Here is an 18,978-nt window from a genome sequence, read left to right as displayed (position 1 = left end):
AAATCCTTTTTGCGCTTGCCTGGTTTCCTCAAGCGATCTCACAAGGCCTGGAGAATATTCAGCTTGCCTGTAAACAACAAAATGCCTATGCCAATTAAAAAAATTCCTCCAGCTATTCTAATACAGCCAAAATAAGGGTAAATCTTCTTATAGTGGCGCAAAAAAACACTCGTAAAAAGTGAAATTGCTAAAAAAGGCAAACAAAACCCCACGGTATAAACAACCAGCAGCAGCGCTGCACTCATTGCGCCCCCCTGGGTTGCTGCCAACAGCAAAATGGAACTCAACACCGGTCCCACACATGGTGTCCAGCCAAAACTTACCGCCAGTCCCAGCATGTAGGCTTTAACGCAGCCCCCCTGCCTGCGGGAAAAAATCACTCTTCGCTCTTGCTGAAGAAAAGGCAGCTGAATTAGACCGAGCTGCAGCAAACCAAAAATGATAACCAGTACCCCCGCACCTTTGGCAAGCGCCGGCATAGCTTCTATCAGCAGATTGCCTAGGGTACCTGCCAAAAAGCCTAATGTGATAAACACCGTACTGATTCCTGCTACAAACAAAAGCACGTTCCATTGCAGGTTGCGCTGCCGGGCCTTATAGGTGGATTTATCCATATCTGGCATTGCGAATAATTCATTATCGCCGGCTAAATAACCTAAATACACTGGCAGTAATGGAAATATGCAAGGTGAAAAAAAAGATATTATGCCGCCCAGCAGCGTTCCAAAGAATATTTCGGCACTATTCATTTCACATCAGCCCCCTTCTTGCACGGATAGCGGTGACTAGCTGCAGCTTGCACTTATTCGCTATTTTAGTTATACACTAGTCTGTGACCAGTGAAAAGTCAATTATTTCTCTGCCGCTTTAATGATATTGAATATCATTATCATTTATGTTACAATAGGCAAGTAACTTTCATTCACTAGATATTTTATAAAAGGAAGGATTTATCACTATGGCTACGCGAAGAGAACCACGCTTTAAATTAAGCCGCCGCCTGGGTGTCAATATTTTTGGCCATCCACAGGCAATGAAACGGGCTACCAAGGATAACAGCCGGGCTGGCCGCAAACTTTCCGAGTACGGGCTGCAGCTGCTGGAGAAGCAAAAAATCAAGGCCTATTACGGTATTCTTGAAAAACAGTTTGTCCGCTATCTTGAAAATGCGAAGAAAAGTAAAGAAATTACCGGTGTTGCTTTGTTAAAAGCCCTTGAATGCCGGTTAGATAATCTGGTGTACCGTATTGGATTTGCTAATTCTATCCGTCAGGCCAGACAAATTGTTCGGCACGGTCATATACTGGTAAATGGCAGGAAAGTTGATATTCCTTCTTGCAATATAAAACCCAACGCGATTATAACGCTAAAAAGCGCCTCCAGAGAGAACGCAATGTTCACTTCTAATTTTCTTGAGCTGAAATCTTTTGATCTGCCCTATATTGAAAAGGATTTTGATCAGTTCAGCGGAAAACTGCTTCGCCTGCCTAACCGGGAGGAAATTCCTGTCGAAGTAAATGAAATTCTGGCAATTGAACTGTATTCCAAATAGTTCGTACCACTATGCATTAAAAAGAGGATAACCTGCATGTGCAAATACAATCAGTATCACTACTGGGAGAATCTTTTAGCCAACAAAAAGGATTTGTGGCAAAGCAGCTTTACCCCTGTCAAAGCTGCCCATGAATCACTTTTTGTTAATACAGCCATCATTGATTATCGGCGAAATACGCTTGATAATAATTGGGCCTGTTACCCTGATGTAAAATCCGTACTTGGCTTTATTCAATATATCCAGCTTCCCCTGGCTTTCTATTATACGTTGAATGGTTCCGATGATGCTTTGGCGTTTCCGGTATGCTCCAGTCAGGAGTTTATTGCGTATCTCCAAACCTCTGGTTCTATTCATGCCCAGGCTATGGAATCTGCTATTCTTGAGCTGAATACGTATTGGGATTTGGACAGCGCAGCCTGCCTGGCTAAGCTAAAAGACTTCTGCCAGCATTTTAATGCCTTCTGGAATAAAAACACCTCGGTTCTGCATATCGGGATTTTTGCAAGCACTTACGAAATCGCCCATTCCTTACTGGACAATAGCGAATTTCCGGAGGTTGTGGAAGAAGACATCGGTTTGACTGCAGCCCAGCTGTTTGAGATGTGCAAAAATTTCTACCACGATCAGTTTCTGCAAAAGAATTTTGTCAATATCTTGAACCATAAAATTGGCTGTGTGGTTTAGAGCTAAAAAGAGGGTGCCGCAAAACGCTTTAGAGAAAAGCATTTTGCGGCACCCTTTTAGTTCGACAGCCCCCCTTCACTTAGCAGGATTAGGCAGGCTGCTCACGAATAGGCATAAAGAAACGCAGCGAACGTTTATCAATCCTAAATATCGAAAATTAGGAGTGCTTCTTATGCCTATCATCCGCTGGCTGTTAAAGACTGACGATCGCATTGGTATGATCCAGGAAGTAACTCAGGTTTTTTCACTTAAGGGAGTTAGCATCAGGTCTATGGAAGTATCCACCGGCCAGATTTTTATCAAGTTCTCTTTAGATGGTCCTCCCGATGGTAAAAACAGTATTGAAGAAGCTTTAAAGCAAGAATTATTACAGCACCAGGATGTTCAAAGCATTGTAACCATCCCTCTGCAGCCTCATGAACAACGGGAAAAAGAGCTGCAGGCCGTTCTGGAATTTACGAACGAGGGTATTATCGGTTTAAGTTCAGAGGGAGCGATCCGCTATATCAATTCTGCAGCGGCACAGCTTTTACGTATTGACAAGGATAAGGTCATCGGCAGTCCCATTAGCTGCTTTACCGGACCAAACACACTATTCGATGAGCTTCTGACCGGAAAAGCATTTGAGCATCAGCAGATGTTCATACCTACGCCGCGCGGTACCCTGCACTATCTGTGTACCGGTCGTCCCATTCAGGATGAGAATGAGCAATTCGTTGGTGCCGTTGCTACCTTAAAGAGTATGAAATCTGCCAAACAACTTGCTAATTCGATCATGCACAATACCAAATTTGAATTTAGAGATATCGTCTATGTCAGTCCTTCCATGAAAGAACTAATTCAAATAGCCCAGCGGGTAGCTGCGACGAATTGCAGCATTTTAATCGGCGGTGAGAGCGGTACCGGCAAGGAAATGTTTGCTCAGGCTATACATCAGGCCAGTTCCCGCCGGCTTCACCCCTTCGTGCCAATCAATTGTGCCGCTCTTCCGGAGGCATTGCTGGAAAGTGAATTGTTCGGCTATGAGGACGGAGCATTCAGCGGTGCGAGAAAAGGCGGTAAAGCAGGACTATTTGCAGCCGCTCACCAGGGAACGCTTTTCTTAGATGAGATTAGCGAGCTGCCGCTGCCATTACAAGGAAAGCTGCTGCGCGTTCTGCAGGAAGGCATTTTTCGCCCGCTGGGAGGAAACCGGGATGTAGCTGTTGATGTGCGCATTCTTGCCGCTACAAACCGGAACCTGGAAGAAATGGTTATTGCCAAGCAATTTCGTCAGGACCTTTACTACCGCATTACTGTTATTCCGCTGCAAATTCCTCCACTGAGACAGCGTCCTGAAGATATTCCCATTCTATTACGGCACTTTCATATAAAATATGGCACAGAATTAAACAGACAGCTGGAATTTTCTCCGGCGGCACTGGACGCATTGCTCCAGTACGGCTGGCCGGGGAATGTACGGGAATTACAAAATGTCGTCCTCCGGGCCTTTCATCTAACTTCAGGCAAGGAAATTGATATTGAAAACCTATTGCTCACGCCCGACTGGGAAAACAGTGCATTTCATACGAAGACCAGCAAAAAAAGCCTGAAACAGGTGATCGGCAATACAGAGAAATTTCATCTGGAGCAGGCACTCAGAAAGCACGGAACCGCCCGGGGTGCGGCCCGCGAGATCGGCATCTCTCATACTGCGGTTTTAACAAAAATACGCCGATATGGCCTTGCTTACCTTCTTAATAAGGATTCCTCACTCAGGTGAGAAGCTGGCTTTTTCGAATTGCCTGGTCCAAATCAAGTATAATATCCTTCGGATCCTCCAGGCCAACCGATAAACGGATCAGTCCATCCGTAATCCCTGCTTTCATGCGTTCCTCACGGGGTATTGGCGAATGCGTCATCGAAGCCGGATGCTGAATCAGGGTTTCCGTATCGCCAAGGCTGACTGCCAAAAGGCAAAGTCTGACACTGTTCATTACTCTGCGCCCCGCTTCCACTCCCCCTTTTATTTCAAAACTAATCATCGCGCCAAAATGTGTCATTTGTGTTTTTGCCAATTGATGCTGAGGATGTCCGGGCAAGCCGGGATAATTTACATTTTCCACATCCGGATGGTCTGCCAGAAAAGCAGCAACTTTGAGGGCATTTTGACAATGTCTCTCCATCCGGACGCCAAGCGTCTTCAAGCCTCGCAGGGTCAGCCACGCATTGAAAGGGCTGATGCAGCCGCCGGTAATATCTTTTACACCAATTAAACGCACATCATTTATAAATTCCTGTTTGCCTAAAACAACACCGGCAATAACATCGCCATGACCATTCAAATATTTCGTCGCGCTGTGAACAACAATATCCGCTCCTAGCGCCATCGGACGCTGACAATAGGGCGACATAAACGTATTATCGACCATAAGCTTACAATTGTGCTTGTGCGCCAGAGCTGCTGCTGCTGCAATATCAATAATTGCCAGCGTTGGATTAGCAGGCGTTTCGATATAAATCACTTTTGTATTCGGGCGCACGGCATTACCGATATTGTCCAAATTAACAGCATCCACAAAAGTGACCTCAATGCCGAATTTCGGCATGCTGTGTGACAATAGGGCATGTGTGCAGCCGTACAAAGTCTCAGCTGCAATGATATGATCGCCTTTTTCACATAAGGTCCACAGTGCTGCCGCAATTGCCGTCATTCCCGAGGCAACTGCTAATGCTGCCTCCGCGTTTTCGAGCGCCGCCATTTTTTCCTCGAGTGCATGCTGTGTCGGATTGCCCAGGCGTGTGTAAATATAGCCCGCTTCTTCTAGTGCAAACCGGGCTGCGCCCTGTTCGGCATTAGCGAACACAAAGGTAGAAGTTTGATGAATCGGCGTGGCAAGCGCACCCGTAACCGGATCAGGTGACTGTCCGGCATGAATAATTAGCGTATCATAACCTGCATTGTCCTGTTTTTTCATTGACATAACCTCCTGGCATTGTATTGCCGTTTCTTCTCTAGATCAGGAGCAAGTTTTATGCCAACGTCTTTCCTAAGGCAAGTTGTTTGCTTCCTGCCGGTTCCAGCTGCACATAACAATTATTGTTTACTAGATCTGGCAGCATTATTGCCAAACCCGGAAACAATCTTGCCAGTATGTCATTTTTCTTTACACACTTGCCGCTATTGAAAAGAGAAGGTCACAACCAGGTTGTGACCTTCTCTTTATACATGGCCGGTATCCGCAGCCATTACTAATTTATACGCGGAATTTACCTACCGCTTCCCGTAAATCGGTTGCCAAATGAGCCAGACTCCTGCTGGAGGAAGCAATTTCTTCCATTGTTGCTGACTGCTCCTCTGTAGCTGCCGAAACAACTTCTGATTCCTCAGCGGATTTTTTACTTAAGCTGTCAATGCAGTTTACCGAATTCACAATTCGCTGGCTGCCTGTAGCCATTTGCTCAATAGCAGCCGAAATTTCCTTAACCTGATCCGATACCTGCGTAACCAGGGCTACGATCTCCTCAAAGGCTTGTCCGGATGCATTAACAACCTCTGCGCCTCTTTTTACTTCATGGGTACCTTCATTCATAGCGACAACGGCCTTATCCGTATCCCCCTGAATTTCGCCAATTAATGTGGCAATCTGTTTGGCGGCATCCTGAGACTGTTCTGCCAGTTTGCGCACCTCTTCCGCTACTACGGCAAAGCCACGCCCCTGTTCACCCGCGCGCGCTGCTTCAATAGCAGCATTTAGTGCCAGCAGATTTGTTTGACCGGCAATGCCCGATATTGCATCAACAATCTGCCCAATTTCTTTGGATCGTTCCCCTAGTTTTGCCACTACTTGGGCAGAAGCGGTAACGGTCTGCTCAATATTAGCCATTTGGGTCACTGCCTGGCTGACCGACTTATTGCCTTCCGTTGCTTTCACAGCTGCCTGTGATGATTGAAACGCCACTTCATTAGCATTTGCCGCAACCTGCTCGATGCTTGCAGACATCTGCTCCACGATTGCTGCTGTTTCACCGGCTGCCACCAGCTGTTCCTGCGCGCCTGCAGCCACATCCGTAATAGATGCTGCTACCTGGTTTGCTGCCTGCGCCGATTGTTCCGCCCCTGCCGTTAGCTGCTGACTGGAAGCCGCCAGCTGCTCTGCTTGGGAATGCACAGTTGTTACCAACTGGTGAAGATTGGTTCTCATATCCCGGAATCCTTTGGCCAGCTGGCCAATTTCATCTTCACTCGTCACACGGGCCTCCCGCTCCCGCAAATCCCCATCAGCCAAGAGCAGACATTCATCCCGTATAACCAAAATCGGTTTTACTAACTGACGGGCAATGAAAACAGTCAGCCCGGCAATAATCAGTAAGCATACTAGCGACAAGATCAGCATGGTCCTCGCCAGCGAGCTGGTAGCCTGGGTTGCTTCCGCTTCCGGAGCAGCTACGGACATAAACCACCGCTGTCCCCCCGGCAGCTCAATCGGTGTATACACGGCCACCCGCTTTACACCATCAACAAACGTATATACCCCGCGAGTCGGCTTACCCGACTGCACCGCTGCCGCAAATAAATTGATCAGATTATCATCAATTTCGTCCTGCTGCAGCTTAAGCTCAGGATTTACTTTTTTCTGGGAGATATTCAGCTTGCCAATGGTATCAGGCCGCTTGGGATGTGCCAGCAGCACACCGTTATTATCAACGATAGTCCCATAGCCGCTTTCTAAAAACTTCATATCTCTAATCAGTTCGGTCATTTTTTCCAGAGAATAGGTACCGCCGATTACACCAACCAGCTGTCCGTTGTTCATAACAGGAGTTGCTAAAACAACCGAGATTTTGCCGGTAGCTTTTGAAACCAGCATTTCCGAAACATACGCCTTTTTGGTACTCATTACTTTTTTAAAGTACTCACGGTCGCCATATTGACCGGATGTCCCGTCACCGCGGATTGCAGAGCCGTCAGGAGCAATAAAAAGAACCGTTTCAAATCCTACAATTTGCTGTGTTTCAGCCATAGCTGCCACAGCCTGGGCCTTGTCACCGCCTGTTCGAATTGCCGGTACCCGCGATAAATCATCTAAACGGACCATTACGTCCTGCATTTCACTTTTAATCCGATTGCCGTAATCCGATGAGACTGCCATAGCAGTTTCATTAACGCTCTTCTCCAAGGCGCGTTCTGCAATGTAATAGCTGGCCCCTGATAAAATGACTAATACGATGAAAATAAGAGGTAGTAAAGCAAGGAGTAAACGAGTTTGAATATTTTTAAATTTCATTACCACAACTCCCCTAGTATTAAATCCTACTCATTAGCTCTTATCCCTTATCCCAACGAATAAGTTTCGTCCACACTACCCTCCTATCCTCAAAATTCAAAGAAATAGCAGCTAATTAATCTATTTAAAATTTTATCACAAAATACATATTATGCCAAACTTCTACAAAATTTTTATTAATTTGTTTGTTTTTGTCGATTAAGCATACTAAAGATAAATGAAAAACCGCGTAAAAACGCGGTTTAAGCTGTCTATTTAGTTGGGGAGTTTTTCTCTTTAATCAAATCATTTATTTTTCTTACTAACTTTTCCGCTTCTTTTCCTTTTGCCGTTAATTCCTGCAGCAAACTGCGCAAGTGATACCAATCATCCTGTTTTATAACGGAAAGCTTTTCCGGGGAAAAAAGTATTGATTTTGTGTACGGCCACGTACTTTTTAATACTACGTAGGTTAAAAGCATACTCCCTATCGCATAAATACCTCCACCCAACGCCCTGATGAAAAGATACGGCCTTATTAATTCATTTGTTACGCCTATGTCTACCCCGATCACCCTCCAAAAATAACACTGCAAACCGCCTGCTACCAACAACCCGGTCGCCATAGTGATCAGCCCGGCATTTAACGCAAAAACCGCCAGCTGGCTGTACCGGTACATTTTTTCCGTAAAGACAATTTCCGTAAACAGGATATAGAAGCATACCGCAAGAACCAGAAAGCCGAATACCCCAAATAGTGCCAAATGGGAGTGAGCGGAAGTAATGTAAGTGCCATGGATAAAGCGGTTTATAGGCGGATAGGCCATAAAAAAGCCTAAAATACTGGCACCAAAAATATGGTAAAACATACTGCAGCCAATGAGTTCCACTGTGATCTTATCGCGCTTCGATAACGTAAAAAAACTGGCAAGCTTAGCAGTTTTAACGGTGGTATACAATAATACCATTGCCGGCAGGGCCTGCATTGCACTAAAAATGCCGCCGATCCAGAGCCAAAAGGACGGCACTCCTATCCAATAATAATGATGTCCTGTTCCCAATATGCCGGCCAGGGCTACGAAAGTGAGATCCAGGTAGATCGCGCTTTCTACAGCCTGTCGCTCTGCTTTAGCCACTCTGATAAGCAAGGCCGCCAATACACCTGTGCCGATAAGTTCCAGTGACATTTCCTCCCAGATATGTACCACTAAAAACTTTGCCATTTCATCTGCAGTCGGATGTTCATACGAAACCAGATTAGGTAAGTAAAATATAATTAAGCTTACACTTCCGGCTGCCATACTGATAAGAGTAGCCTTGCTTCTCGCCACACCTGCTTTCCGGTAGGTGCTCACCAAATTATAGCACAACAGTAAAGTAGAAACGGCAGTAGCCGCTTTTAGCGGCCACATTGCCTCCAGATATTCTCGGCCTGTAGTAAAGCCTAACAGCAGCGATCCCAATACCAGTCCTATGGTTCCCAGCAAAAGCCAGAAATTAGCATTGATGAGTTTGGTAGTGGCAATTTCCCGCTCGGCTTCCTGACTAAAGAAGAAATAAACGGCCCCAATCATGCCCAGCAGGGGCCAGTAAATACTAATGTTTAGATGAAAAGCCCTTCCGCTTGCATATGAAATAGGAAGCCCCAGATCCGGAAAGATTAATTCTACCGCTCCACCGCTTGCGACTAAGCCTTGTAAGCCAAACAATATATAGGCGGCCAGTGCGTACTTATAACTTGCCTGCTGTGATCGAAACAATTTGCAGCACCCTTTTGTGAAACCGATTAAACTTCACGTTGATTTACTTTTTTCTATTGGGTTCAGGAGGCCAAGTAAGATTATCAACCGAATTAACAAACTCTAAATAAGCAGCGACCATCGCTGCCTCCTTGTCATTCAGTTTGTCATGCCGCTTTTTCTTAGCTCCGCTAAGAAGCGGTGGATCAGTTAAATAGGCTGCTAAACCATCCCTGCCGAAGCGCGAGTAACTTTTCGTTAAGTCGCCGCCCCAGTATCCGCCATTGCCAAATAAAGTATGGCATTCCACACAAGCTTTTTCCTGATAGATAAGCTTCCCCTGCTCCGCTTCCGCAGGCAATTCCTGGCTGCTGCCGATGAGCGAAATATATAGCAAAAATGTAAATACGGCCAGTGAAGTAAGCAGCGTCAGGACAAATGCTTTTACTCCCAGTTTCACGGTGTAAACTCCTTGAAAAACCATTTTCTTTATTATGGTTTTTGTCCTAAGGGTTCTATACCTTTCCTGGGCACAACGCAGAAAAGAGCTGTTCACGATTCTCTTCGTGAACAGCTCTTTTGGCTACGGATTAGGCTGCCCTTCTCGCCAGTTCCTGCTCGATGCTGACTAATTTTACACACAGCACCACTAACTCCATTGCTTGCTTTAATTCTGACAGAGGCGGGAAAGTAGGAGAAAGGCGGATGTTTTTATCTTCCGGATCTTTACCATAAGGGAAAGTAGCGCCTGCCGGGGTCAGTAGTACACCAGCAGCAGCAGCTTTTTCCACGACCTTGCTCGCACAACCCGGCAACGTATCGAGACTGATAAAATAGCCCCCCTGCGGTTTACTCCAGGAAGCAATGTCTAAACCGCCCAATTCCCTTTCTAGTATACTCAGAACCATCTCAAATTTAGGTTTAATAACTGCTGCATGCTTGCGCATGTGCTCTTCAATGCCTGCTTGATTCTGTAAGAAACGTACATGACGAAGCTGATTAATTTTATCCGGGCCAATTGTTTGAATGGTAAGGTGCTTTTTCAGCCAGTTAACATTATTTTCGCTGGCTGCTACCATAGCAATTCCGGCACTGGGGAAATTTATCTTCGATGTTGACGCAAAAATGAACACTCGGTCAGCATGCCCCGCCGCCGCACAGGCCTTGCGAATATCCAGCAGTTGATCAGGTGTATCCGTTAAGTGATGCACCACATAGGCATTGTCCCAAATAATCCGAAAATCGGGAGCAGCCGTAGGCATTGCAGCCAATCTCTGCACAACACTGTCTGAATAGGTGATTCCAGTAGGATTGCTGTATTTGGGTACACACCAAATTCCTTTAATAGCAGGATCTGCGGCTACCAGCTTTTCTACCAAATCCATATCAGGGCCGTCATGCAAATACGGAATCGTTATCAATTCCATTCCCAAATGCTCGGTGACCGCAAAGTGCCGGTCATAGCCAGGGCTGGGGCAGAGAAATTTTACTTTTGGCAGCTTGCACCAGGGAGCTTCACTCTCAGGCAGGCCATGCAGCATAGCCCGGCATAACAGATCATGCATCATGGTTAAACTGGAGCTTCCTCCGATAATGATTTCCTGTGGCTTGGACTCCAGAAACCAGGCGAATAACTCCTTGGCTTCAGCAATTCCGTCCAGTCCGCCATAATTGCGGCAATCAGTGCCGTTAGCGGTTTTATAATCGGTTTTGCTAAGACAGTTGAACAAATCATTAGAAAGATCCAATTGTTCGCTGCAAGGTTTTCCTCTGGACATATCCAGTTTCAGCTTTTGAGCCTGTACAGCCTCATAACTTCCTGCTAAAACTGCATGTTGTTGTTGTAATTCCTCTGTACTCAGTGTTTTTAAATGACTCATATCTATCGCTCCTTCACATTCTCTTTCATTATATGGGAAGCTGTCAGAATTAATCAATACTTTTTGATTTTTTTGTTTACATGTATATTGAATACGCTGACACAAAAAGACATGGGCTGTACTGTGCTTTACGAAAAAAGCACAGTACAGCCCCTGTTTGTATACGGAAGTTTCACCCCTTTTTAGAGCAAAAGCCGCTTGTTTCTATTCAGCTTTCGGTCTCTCGGCTGAAGCATAGCCGGCCGAATAAAAATAGACCACTGATCCGCCGGTAAAGAGCATGCTCCCTCCAGCCTCAGTAGGGAATGCCGCCTGTTCCTTCAGCGTTCCTGACAACACTTCACCCGACTCGTTAAAGGTAAGCTTCTTTCCTTTACTGAACTGAATAAAGCCGGCAGCATCGTTTCTGTCAGCATGCAGCTGCCAGCCTGTTGGCCGCAGCAGGGTATCTTCCTCTAAAACTGCTGATAAAACGGCACCGGACGAGAAAAATTCCAGTACAGTTCCTGCTTTTACAGTAATAAAGCCATATCGGCCTTCAATCAGGCGAATGGCTGCCTTCTCTTTAAGCGTTCCGCTGAGTACATTTCCCTGGTCATCGAAAGTAACCTCCGTGCCCCCTTTATACAGCAAATGACCATAATCCGGTATAGCAATAGTAAATTGCCTGTCAACCGGCGGCAGGTTGTACCGGAAAAACCAAGGCCTCATATCGCTCGAAGCAGTAACATAATAGTACTCCTGCAGAATACGGTTCCAACCGCGCGGGGTAAGCCACGTATCCTTATCCAGTGTTCCTGTTACCACTTCACCCCATTGATTCAGCATGACAGTCGTACTGCCTTTGAATTCTACCAACTCACCAACACTCCAGCCTTGCGGATGCAGTTTGGCATCCTTGGGCAGCAGCCTGGTCTCAGCCGAAGCGCTTGACACTGTTAACAACACGCATAACATACCGGCTGCCACACCGGTAAGTACTGTATGAAACCGGCCCATCCTTCCTCCCCCTTTGCTCCTATTTTAGTCTTTCACCCAATAAGGACCCCATAAGTGCAACAGCCATTTTGGCAGTCGCATTCTGGTGGTCAAGCACGGTATTCACTTCAACAAATTCGGCACTGGTAACGATATTGGCTGCCGACAGCAGCTCCATTGCCAAATGACTTTCCCGGTAAGTCAGTCCGCCAACAACCGGAGTTCCTACTCCGGGAGCATGTAAAGGATCAACGACATCCATATCAAAACTGATATGAACACCATCTGTCCCCTTTGTTACAATGCTCATCGCCTCCTGCATCACCTTTGCCATTCCCAGTATATCAATCTCATGCATAGTATACACGGCAATCCCCAGTTCTTTGAGCAGCAGTTTTTCTCCCGGGTCCAAATCACGGATACCAATCATGACAAAATTTTCCGGCCTTAAGCGAACAGCGCTGCCACCGATGGCAAGCAGGCGTTCATGGCCAATCCCCAGACTGACTGCAGCGGGCATGCCGTGAATATTGCCTGTAGGAGAGGTCTCCATTGTATTAATATCCCCGTGAGCGTCAAACCAAATAACGCCAGGCTTTTTTTTGTGCTGCAGTACGCCGGAAATTGTTCCGATCGCAATGCTGTGGTCTCCTCCCAACACTAGAGGAAACCGGTCTTTCCCTAATTCTTCCCCCACTATTCGGCAAAGCTCACTGTTTACCCTTTCAATTTCATCCAGGTATTTCAGTGCCGGTTCTTCTACTTGCCAGCTATCCGGCCGGTGCGCCAGAATATCGCCCTTATCATCAATTTCATAGCCAATACGCTGCAGACGCTCTCTAAGCCCGGCATACCGTATTGCACTGGGTCCTATATCTACTCCGCGGCGATCCGCTCCCAGATCGAGCGGAACACCGATAATGGAAATTTGCCTGTTAACTGTCGGATTCATGCAAAGCCCCTTTCAGCAGCAATTGTTACCTGTATATTGATCGTTTTCTGCGAAAACTATCCGCTAAACGGGCTAACGACTGCACTTTAAGAGCAAAAAGGGGCGGGCACCAAAAAAAGGGCTGTCACAAGTAAGTTTAAAAACCTAATGTGACAGCCCGCTCGTAGCAAAAGGGGATAGCCCGGGTTCGTCCTTTTGTCATTGCCACAAAAGGACCAAAAAGTCTAGGCCCAAATCTTTCAATAGCCTTGAAAAATTGCCAGCTTACTAAAATTCGTAAACTCGCTACCGCTCAAACAGTACGAATTTCTTAACGTAAGCAGGCAATTTTTCATCCTTTGGACCGGCTATTTCCAGAAAGGCCAAAAGAACGGAAAATAGTTGCGAAGATTGCCATCTAATATTGTAAGCCAACTTGAATAGCAGAAAGATTCGTATCCCGAAGCTGAGGCTTCTTTTTCCCTACGACTTCGTCGATCGCTCTTTCAACGCTTGCCAAATTTGTGGTTTTCAAACGACTTAGCAGCGCTCCTAAGCAAATCATATTGGCCAGGCTGTGATTGCCCAGCTCGGTAGCAAGCTCACCGGCAGGAACGTTGACAAGCTCAATATCCGCACGTGCCATTGTACTGTCAACAATCGATCCGTTAACAACTAATGTTCCGCCGGGCTTAATAAACGGCAGGAATTTATCATAAGCCGGCTGGTTCAAGACAATACCGGCATCTGCACATTCGAGTACCGTTGAATGGATTTCATCATCAGAAATAATAACAGAGCAATTTGCCGTACCGCCGCGCATCTCCGGACCATAAGAAGGAATCCAGCAAATCTGCCGTTCATCAAGCATTCCGGCATAAGCAAGAATTTTCCCCATAAACAGAACTCCCTGGCCGCCAAAGCCGGCCAGCAAAATTTTATCGATCATAGGGCCTTAACCTCCTCCGCCACTTTAAGTTCTCCCAGCTGATAAACGGGAATCATATTATCTCGCAGCCACTTCAGGCTGTCTACCGGTGACAGCCCCCAATTGGATGGGCAGGTTGATAAAATGCTGACAAAGGAAAAGCCTAACCCCTGCTGTTGTACCTGAAACGCTTTTTTCAGCATTCTTTTTGTTTCAATAATCCGTTTCGGCGAGTCCACAGAACCTGCCGCTACATAAACTGCGCCGTCAAGTGTAGCAATTGTCTTAGGCAGGTCAATCGGCGGGCCGGAAAACAGATTATCCCGTCCGTAGGGACTGGTAGTAGTAATCTGACCGCCAAGCGTGGTAGGCGCCATCTGCCCACCGGTCATGCCGAACACGGCATTGTTCACCATGATTGTCGTTATTTTTTCACCCCGCGCGGCCGTATGAACAGCATGAGACATTCCAATCGCTGCAATATCGCCGTCCCCCTGGTACGTAAAAACAATGCGGTCAGGCCTCGACCGCTTAATCCCGGTAGCGATCGCCTGGGCACGGCCATGAGCTCCGCCTACCATGTCACAGCTGACCATGTCCAGCATAAAACCAGAGCAGCCAACAGGGGCAACACCAATTGTCGTTTCAATGATATCCAGTTCCTCAAGCACTTCCCCCAGCAGGCGATGAATAATTCCATGAGTACAGCCAGGGCAGTAATGAAAAGGAACATCCGTCAGCCCTTTTGGTCTGTCAAATATCTTTTCCATTACACTTCAACCTCCAGTTGAAAAAGTTCGCCAAAACGTCTCAGAATAGCGTTTTCACTCAACAACATCCCGCCTAACCGGTTATGGAGTTTTACCGGCACAGAACAGTTAACTGCCAGCTTAACGTCTTCAATCATTTGCCCGGCATTCAACTCAACCGTCATAATGCCTTTAACCCCGTCCAGCCGGGCAAATGCTTTGTCAGGAAAGGGCCACAGCGTAATTGGGCGGATCAACCCCAGTTTAATACCTTGCCGACGGGCAAGCTGAACAGCACTTTTCGCCACACGGCCTGCGGTTCCGTAAGCAACAAGCAGGTATTCGGCATCATCGGCATGATAATTTTCCCACCGCTGCTCAGTCTCTCTCATACGGCAGAATTTTTCCTGCAAAGAAGCTGCAGCAGCCTCGCCTGCTTCATTCGTAAGGTTGTACATGGCAATTTTGCGTTTTTTTCGTCCTTCACAACCGTCGGTAACCCAGTCTTTGACTGGCAGCTGAGAAGTCAAGCGTTCTTTACAGACGATAGGCTCCATTGTCTGCCCCAGCATCCCGTCAGCTAGTATGATAACCGGCGTACGGTACTGATCCGCTAATTCAAAGGCTTCCATTGTATAATCGTACATTTCCTGTCCACGGGATGGCGCCAGTACGATAACCTTATAATCACCGTGACCACCGCCCTTGGTACATTGAAAATAATCACCCTGGTTCGGTCCCAGCCCGCCCAGTCCAGGACCATTGCGGTTAATATTAACCACAACTGCCGGTAGTTCGGCCGCTGCCAGGTACGACATCCCTTCCTGTTTCAGACTGAAGCCGGGACTGGACGAAGCCGTCATCACCCGCACTCCTGTACAGGCTGCACCATAGCACATATTAATAGACGCAATCTCATCCTCACCCTGCAGTACCGTTCCGCCTGTTTCAGGCATATGCTTTGACAAGTATTCAATAATTTCCGTAGAAGGAGTAATGGGATAACCAAAAAACAGCTTGCAGCCTGCGCGGATCGCCGCTTCGGCAATCGCTTCATTTCCTTTCAGCAACTGCTTATCCATGAGGGATGCTCCTTTCTTCCTGCTATTTGTAAATCTTTAAGGCAATATCGGGACATACCATGCCGCATAAGGCACAGCCAATACAGGCATCAGGCTGAGCAGCCTCAACAAAATAATACCCCTTTGAATTGGCCTTGCTGCCAATCTTCAGTACTTTCCTGGGGCAGACTGTCAGGCAGATGCCGCAGCTTTTACAGCGTTCAGCCTCAATCTCGACTTTAGGCATATTCGCCACCGCCTTTTAGCGTGCTGCCGGCCGCAATACAGGCCAGCGCAATAGAGTATAGTTTGCCTTCCTGTGTCTCAGCACGGGATGTCATGACAATAGGATTCGTTGCGCCTAAAATAATACCAGCCATTTTAGCCCTGGCAAAATGAATAATCGTTTTCGTTACAGCATTGCCTGTTTCAATATTGGGAACAAGAAACAAATCGACCGATCCGGCTATTTTACTGGCAATTCCCTTATGCCTGCCCGCCTCGGGGCTCAATGCCACATCCATTGCAATCGGTCCTTCCAGTATACAGGCAGGAAAAGCCGCCTCTTCATTCAATGCTGCCAGCACCTGAGCATCTACAGTCGCCGGCATCTTGGGATTCACTAATTCATTGGCGGTAAGCAGGGCAACTTTCGGGCAGCGTATACCGATACTGTGCAGCGCCAACAGGGAATTCAGCAGAATGTCTTTTTTTTCAGCCAGTGTAGGGGCAATATTCATTCCCCCATCACTAAAAAACATCAGTTGCTCTTCTCCCGGAATTTCCAGACAAGCCAGGTGACTAAGCAGCCGGCCGGTGCGCAGACCTTCCTGCCCATGCAGTACCGCCTGCAAAAAGTCCTTGCTGTTCAGCAGTCCCTTCATCAGCACTTGTGCCCGGCCTTGCCTGATTAGGGCAACCGCTGCCAAACCTACTTTATTCATATCTGGTTCGTCAACAATAGTGGTTGCCGGGTCCAGAGCAAGCTCGGTCATTAATAGCCGGATAGCAGCCGCATCCCCTACAAGAATCGCCCTGGCCAGACCAAGCTCCTGAGCAGCTTTAACAGCCTGCAGCACATCGCGGTCCTGTGCCGCTGCCACAGCAATCGTGACATTCCTGCCCGCTTCCTTCGCCTGAGCTAATACATCCTGAAAGCTTTTGAGCACACCAGTTTCCTCCTACCTATTAGTTAAACTATTCGCTCTATTCTAATTGTAGTTGCCCTGCCGCTGCTTGAGAAAGGCGGCATTTCACTTACAGTGAGTAATAAATGGCATTAATCAAGTCCTGCCCGCTTCTGCAATCTCAGCTGTAGCTTGTTTGCGTAAATTGTTGTATAATTTTGTTAATTAGAGAGCACTTGAGGAGGAGCCATGGACATCCGTCAGTTACGCTATTTCAGCATGGTTGCCAAACATTTAAATTTCACGGCTGCCGCTAAAGAGGCTCACCTGGATCAATCAGCAATCAGCAAGCAAATTGCCGATTTGGAAACACGAATCGGGCTAAAGCTTTTCGTCCGCAATACCCGCTCCGTTCAATTGACAGCAGCCGGCAGGGAATTATTAAAATACGCTACTGAGATTGTTGCAAAATCTGAAGAAGCGATCAGCCGGGCCCATCTGGCCGCCTCCGGCGGTATCGGCATTCTCAGAATAGGTTTCACCGGCTCGATGGAACAGGAAAAAGATAAGCTGCCCTCCTTTATTAAACAATTTCATAGTAAGCATAGCGGAATTAAACTATCGCTGCTCCGTTACAATATGACCCCGCTCAGCCAGGCTTTGGAGCGGGGTGATGTGGATATTGCCTTTACCTTTTCCTATGGCCTCCATGAGACCTCCGGGATTAACTGGCGAATCTGCCCCTTCTATCCACAGTCCCGCCCCATGTGCTTTGTACTGCCTGTTGAACATCCCCTTGCCGTGAAAGATAAAATTAGTCTGCAGGAAGTGGCTCATGAGCCTTTTGTCATCATTTCACGCGATGAAGCACCCAATTTTGACCATATGGAACGGCTTTGTACAGCTCATGGCTTTTCTCCCAATATTGTCTGCGAAACACCGGTGCTGGAAACGCTGCTGCTGTTAGTGGAAACAGGAATTGGTATTACCATACTCGCGCAGCATACTGAGGCTTTCGCCGGGCCAAATGTCCGGTTTGTGGAAATAGCCAATTATGATTACCGGGTTGAACGGGTGATTGCCTGGAAAGAAGCAAATCCTAACCCTTTAGTTGCCATATTTCTGGATGCTATCAAGGCTCATTAACTACTTCTTTTTTGCCCCCCTGCTGCCTGAACATGCAAGAAAAGGGTGTCGCATTTGCTTTTCAAAGCGTTTGCGACACCCTTTTCAATACAACTGAATCATGCTTCTTTGAGTAGACCGGCAGCCACACAGGCATCAATAATTTCGCCGGCATATTCCCACAGAGATGGGGCTACACTTGCCAGAAGTTCATTGCGCTTAATCACTTTTGCTTTTGTTACGCCCGGCTTTTGCCAGGTATGTCCCTGTGTACGCCAGTTCAGCAAGAGCGGCTGCAGCCTGTCAAGACAGGCTGCAAAGCGTGCCTCCGGTGATTGCATTTTTTCAAATTCCTGCCATAATTGCCAAAGCTCTTCCTCTTGATCAGCCGGCAAAACAGCAAACAGCCGCTTGGCCGCTTTTTCTTCCCGCTCCTGTTTATCAAGATTGGCCGCTTCATCATAGCAAAAAGTATCGCCTGCATCAATCTCTACCAGGTCATGAATCAGTACCATCTTCACAACTCTAAGAATATCCAATTTCTTCGCCTCAGCGTATTCAGACAGCAAAACAGCCATCATTGCCAAATGCCACGAATGTTCCGCATCATTTTCCTGCCGGGGGCAGCCAATAAGAACATTCTGCCTTGTAATCTGCTTTAACTTGTCTATCTGAACAATGAATTCGATTTGCCTTACCAGCCTTTCTCTGTTCAAATCCGTCTCCTCCTTTAACCGCAAGCAAGAGCTGCGTTCCTGTTATATTACTACTTTGCCAAAAGTGAACTAAACCCTCTATGAGCCGCTTATCTTTACAAAGCCAGCTTATATTTAGGAATAAGCGAGTCGAAAAAAAGAAAAAATAGATATATAAGGTCAAAAAGTCAAAATAAATAGCTATGCTGCGTAACTGAGATATTTTCCTATAAAAACGAGATAATTTGACTAAATTTGCCTCTTTCCATTATATGTCTGA

Annotated in this window: 18 protein-coding genes; 4 read left to right on the top strand and 14 right to left on the bottom strand. The window is 46.8% G+C overall.

The window, feature by feature from the left end; all coding sequences use genetic code 11:
• Nucleotides 1–38 precede the first annotated feature (38 nt).
• Entirely contained in the window at nucleotides 39–749 is a 711-nt protein-coding gene (locus EV210_RS12185) for a cytochrome c biogenesis CcdA family protein (protein ID WP_132080691.1), read from the bottom strand.
• Between the two features lie 209 nt (nucleotides 750–958).
• On the opposite strand from EV210_RS12185, the gene rpsD reads away from it, so the two are divergent.
• From rpsD to EV210_RS12170, 3 genes are all read left to right on the top strand, one after another.
• Complete coding sequence (rpsD, locus tag EV210_RS12180) at nucleotides 959–1,552, top strand: 30S ribosomal protein S4 (RefSeq protein WP_132080688.1); 594 nt, start codon at nucleotides 959–961, stop codon at nucleotides 1,550–1,552.
• Nucleotides 1,553–1,588: 36 nt separating this feature from the next.
• Nucleotides 1,589–2,239: a hypothetical protein gene (locus EV210_RS12175; protein WP_132080685.1), complete on the top strand. Its 651-nt coding sequence runs from the start codon at nucleotides 1,589–1,591 to the stop codon at nucleotides 2,237–2,239.
• 172 nt (nucleotides 2,240–2,411) lie between these two features.
• A complete protein-coding gene (locus tag EV210_RS12170) occupies nucleotides 2,412–4,001 on the top strand; it encodes a sigma 54-interacting transcriptional regulator (protein WP_132080682.1) in 1,590 nt (529 codons plus the stop codon).
• Here the strand turns inward: EV210_RS12170 and megL are convergent.
• The 12 genes from megL to EV210_RS12110 form a co-directional block, all read right to left on the bottom strand.
• Entirely contained in the window at nucleotides 3,994–5,196 is a 1,203-nt protein-coding gene (gene megL, locus EV210_RS12165) for a methionine gamma-lyase (RefSeq protein WP_132080679.1), read from the bottom strand. The genes EV210_RS12170 and megL overlap by 8 nt on opposite strands.
• Before the next feature lie 279 nt (nucleotides 5,197–5,475).
• Nucleotides 5,476–7,506, bottom strand: a complete 2,031-nt coding sequence (locus EV210_RS12160) for a methyl-accepting chemotaxis protein (RefSeq protein ID WP_132080676.1) — start codon at nucleotides 7,504–7,506, stop codon at nucleotides 5,476–5,478.
• Between the two features lie 251 nt (nucleotides 7,507–7,757).
• On the bottom strand, nucleotides 7,758–9,245 hold the full coding sequence (locus tag EV210_RS12155; protein ID WP_132080673.1) for a cbb3-type cytochrome c oxidase subunit I: 1,488 nt from the start codon (nucleotides 9,243–9,245) through the stop codon (nucleotides 7,758–7,760).
• Between the two features lie 43 nt (nucleotides 9,246–9,288).
• Nucleotides 9,289–9,684 (bottom strand): c-type cytochrome, encoded by a 396-nt coding sequence (locus EV210_RS12150; RefSeq protein WP_132080670.1) that lies wholly within the window; start codon nucleotides 9,682–9,684, stop codon nucleotides 9,289–9,291.
• 130 nt (nucleotides 9,685–9,814) lie between these two features.
• The gene (locus tag EV210_RS12145; protein WP_132080667.1) at nucleotides 9,815–11,104 is read right to left on the bottom strand and encodes an aspartate aminotransferase type Ic; all 1,290 of its coding nucleotides are present in this window, start codon (nucleotides 11,102–11,104) and stop codon (nucleotides 9,815–9,817) included.
• A 204-nt stretch (nucleotides 11,105–11,308) separates the two neighbouring features.
• Nucleotides 11,309–12,103 carry a hypothetical protein gene (locus EV210_RS12140; RefSeq protein ID WP_132080664.1) on the bottom strand — a complete coding sequence of 265 codons (795 nt, stop codon included), beginning with the start codon at nucleotides 12,101–12,103 and terminating at the stop codon, nucleotides 11,309–11,311.
• A 19-nt stretch (nucleotides 12,104–12,122) separates the two neighbouring features.
• Complete coding sequence (gene rocF, locus EV210_RS12135) at nucleotides 12,123–13,034, bottom strand: arginase (RefSeq protein ID WP_132080661.1); 912 nt, start codon at nucleotides 13,032–13,034, stop codon at nucleotides 12,123–12,125.
• Between the two features lie 397 nt (nucleotides 13,035–13,431).
• Nucleotides 13,432–13,962, bottom strand: a complete 531-nt coding sequence (locus EV210_RS12130) for a 2-oxoacid:acceptor oxidoreductase family protein (protein ID WP_132080658.1) — start codon at nucleotides 13,960–13,962, stop codon at nucleotides 13,432–13,434.
• Nucleotides 13,959–14,711, bottom strand: a complete 753-nt coding sequence (locus EV210_RS12125) for a thiamine pyrophosphate-dependent enzyme (protein WP_132080655.1) — start codon at nucleotides 14,709–14,711, stop codon at nucleotides 13,959–13,961. Before EV210_RS12125 ends, EV210_RS12130 begins: the two co-directional genes overlap by 4 nt.
• Nucleotides 14,711–15,772 (bottom strand): 3-methyl-2-oxobutanoate dehydrogenase subunit VorB, encoded by a 1,062-nt coding sequence (gene vorB, locus EV210_RS12120; protein WP_132080652.1) that lies wholly within the window; start codon nucleotides 15,770–15,772, stop codon nucleotides 14,711–14,713. The genes EV210_RS12125 and vorB overlap by 1 nt, the downstream gene beginning before the upstream one ends.
• A 22-nt stretch (nucleotides 15,773–15,794) precedes the next feature.
• On the bottom strand, nucleotides 15,795–15,998 hold the full coding sequence (locus EV210_RS12115) for a 4Fe-4S dicluster domain-containing protein (RefSeq protein ID WP_132080649.1): 204 nt from the start codon (nucleotides 15,996–15,998) through the stop codon (nucleotides 15,795–15,797).
• On the bottom strand, nucleotides 15,991–16,920 hold the full coding sequence (locus EV210_RS12110) for a phosphate acyltransferase (protein WP_132080646.1): 930 nt from the start codon (nucleotides 16,918–16,920) through the stop codon (nucleotides 15,991–15,993). Before EV210_RS12110 ends, EV210_RS12115 begins: the two co-directional genes overlap by 8 nt.
• Before the next feature lie 207 nt (nucleotides 16,921–17,127).
• Here EV210_RS12110 and EV210_RS12105 point away from each other — a divergent pair, with 207 nt between their 5' ends.
• On the top strand, nucleotides 17,128–18,024 hold the full coding sequence (locus EV210_RS12105; protein WP_132080643.1) for a LysR family transcriptional regulator: 897 nt from the start codon (nucleotides 17,128–17,130) through the stop codon (nucleotides 18,022–18,024).
• A 98-nt stretch (nucleotides 18,025–18,122) separates the two neighbouring features.
• On the opposite strand, the gene EV210_RS12100 is transcribed toward EV210_RS12105, so the two are convergent.
• Nucleotides 18,123–18,719, bottom strand: coding sequence for an HD domain-containing protein (locus EV210_RS12100; RefSeq protein WP_132080640.1), 597 nt, complete (start codon nucleotides 18,717–18,719; stop codon nucleotides 18,123–18,125).
• Nucleotides 18,720–18,978: the final 259 nt, after the last annotated feature.

Source organism: Anaerospora hongkongensis, from assembly GCF_004339805.1.
Lineage (GTDB): Bacteria > Bacillota > Negativicutes > Sporomusales > DSM-15969 > Anaerospora > Anaerospora hongkongensis.
Note: the sequence above shows the minus strand (reverse complement) of the source record. Positions and strands in the feature narration are given on the sequence as shown.

Excerpts from the sequence above, each read along its gene's own strand:
- EV210_RS12170 (WP_132080682.1), top strand. The coding sequence starts at position 2,412 with ATGCCTATCATCCGCTGGCTGTTAAAGACTGACGATCGCATTGGTATG.
- rpsD (WP_132080688.1), top strand. The coding sequence starts at position 959 with ATGGCTACGCGAAGAGAACCACGCTTTAAATTAAGCCGCCGCCTGGGT.
- EV210_RS12115 (WP_132080649.1), bottom strand. The coding sequence starts at position 15,998 with ATGCCTAAAGTCGAGATTGAGGCTGAACGCTGTAAAAGCTGCGGCATC.
- megL (WP_132080679.1), bottom strand. The coding sequence starts at position 5,196 with ATGAAAAAACAGGACAATGCAGGTTATGATACGCTAATTATTCATGCC.
- EV210_RS12160 (WP_132080676.1), bottom strand. The coding sequence starts at position 7,506 with ATGAAATTTAAAAATATTCAAACTCGTTTACTCCTTGCTTTACTACCT.
- EV210_RS12185 (WP_132080691.1), bottom strand. The coding sequence starts at position 749 with ATGAATAGTGCCGAAATATTCTTTGGAACGCTGCTGGGCGGCATAATA.
- EV210_RS12175 (WP_132080685.1), top strand. The coding sequence starts at position 1,589 with ATGTGCAAATACAATCAGTATCACTACTGGGAGAATCTTTTAGCCAAC.
- EV210_RS12105 (WP_132080643.1), top strand. The coding sequence starts at position 17,128 with ATGGACATCCGTCAGTTACGCTATTTCAGCATGGTTGCCAAACATTTA.
- EV210_RS12140 (WP_132080664.1), bottom strand. The coding sequence starts at position 12,103 with ATGGGCCGGTTTCATACAGTACTTACCGGTGTGGCAGCCGGTATGTTA.
- EV210_RS12145 (WP_132080667.1), bottom strand. The coding sequence starts at position 11,104 with ATGAGTCATTTAAAAACACTGAGTACAGAGGAATTACAACAACAACAT.
- rocF (WP_132080661.1), bottom strand. The coding sequence starts at position 13,034 with ATGAATCCGACAGTTAACAGGCAAATTTCCATTATCGGTGTTCCGCTC.
- EV210_RS12130 (WP_132080658.1), bottom strand. The coding sequence starts at position 13,962 with ATGATCGATAAAATTTTGCTGGCCGGCTTTGGCGGCCAGGGAGTTCTG.
- EV210_RS12125 (WP_132080655.1), bottom strand. The coding sequence starts at position 14,711 with ATGGAAAAGATATTTGACAGACCAAAAGGGCTGACGGATGTTCCTTTT.
- vorB (WP_132080652.1), bottom strand. The coding sequence starts at position 15,772 with ATGGATAAGCAGTTGCTGAAAGGAAATGAAGCGATTGCCGAAGCGGCG.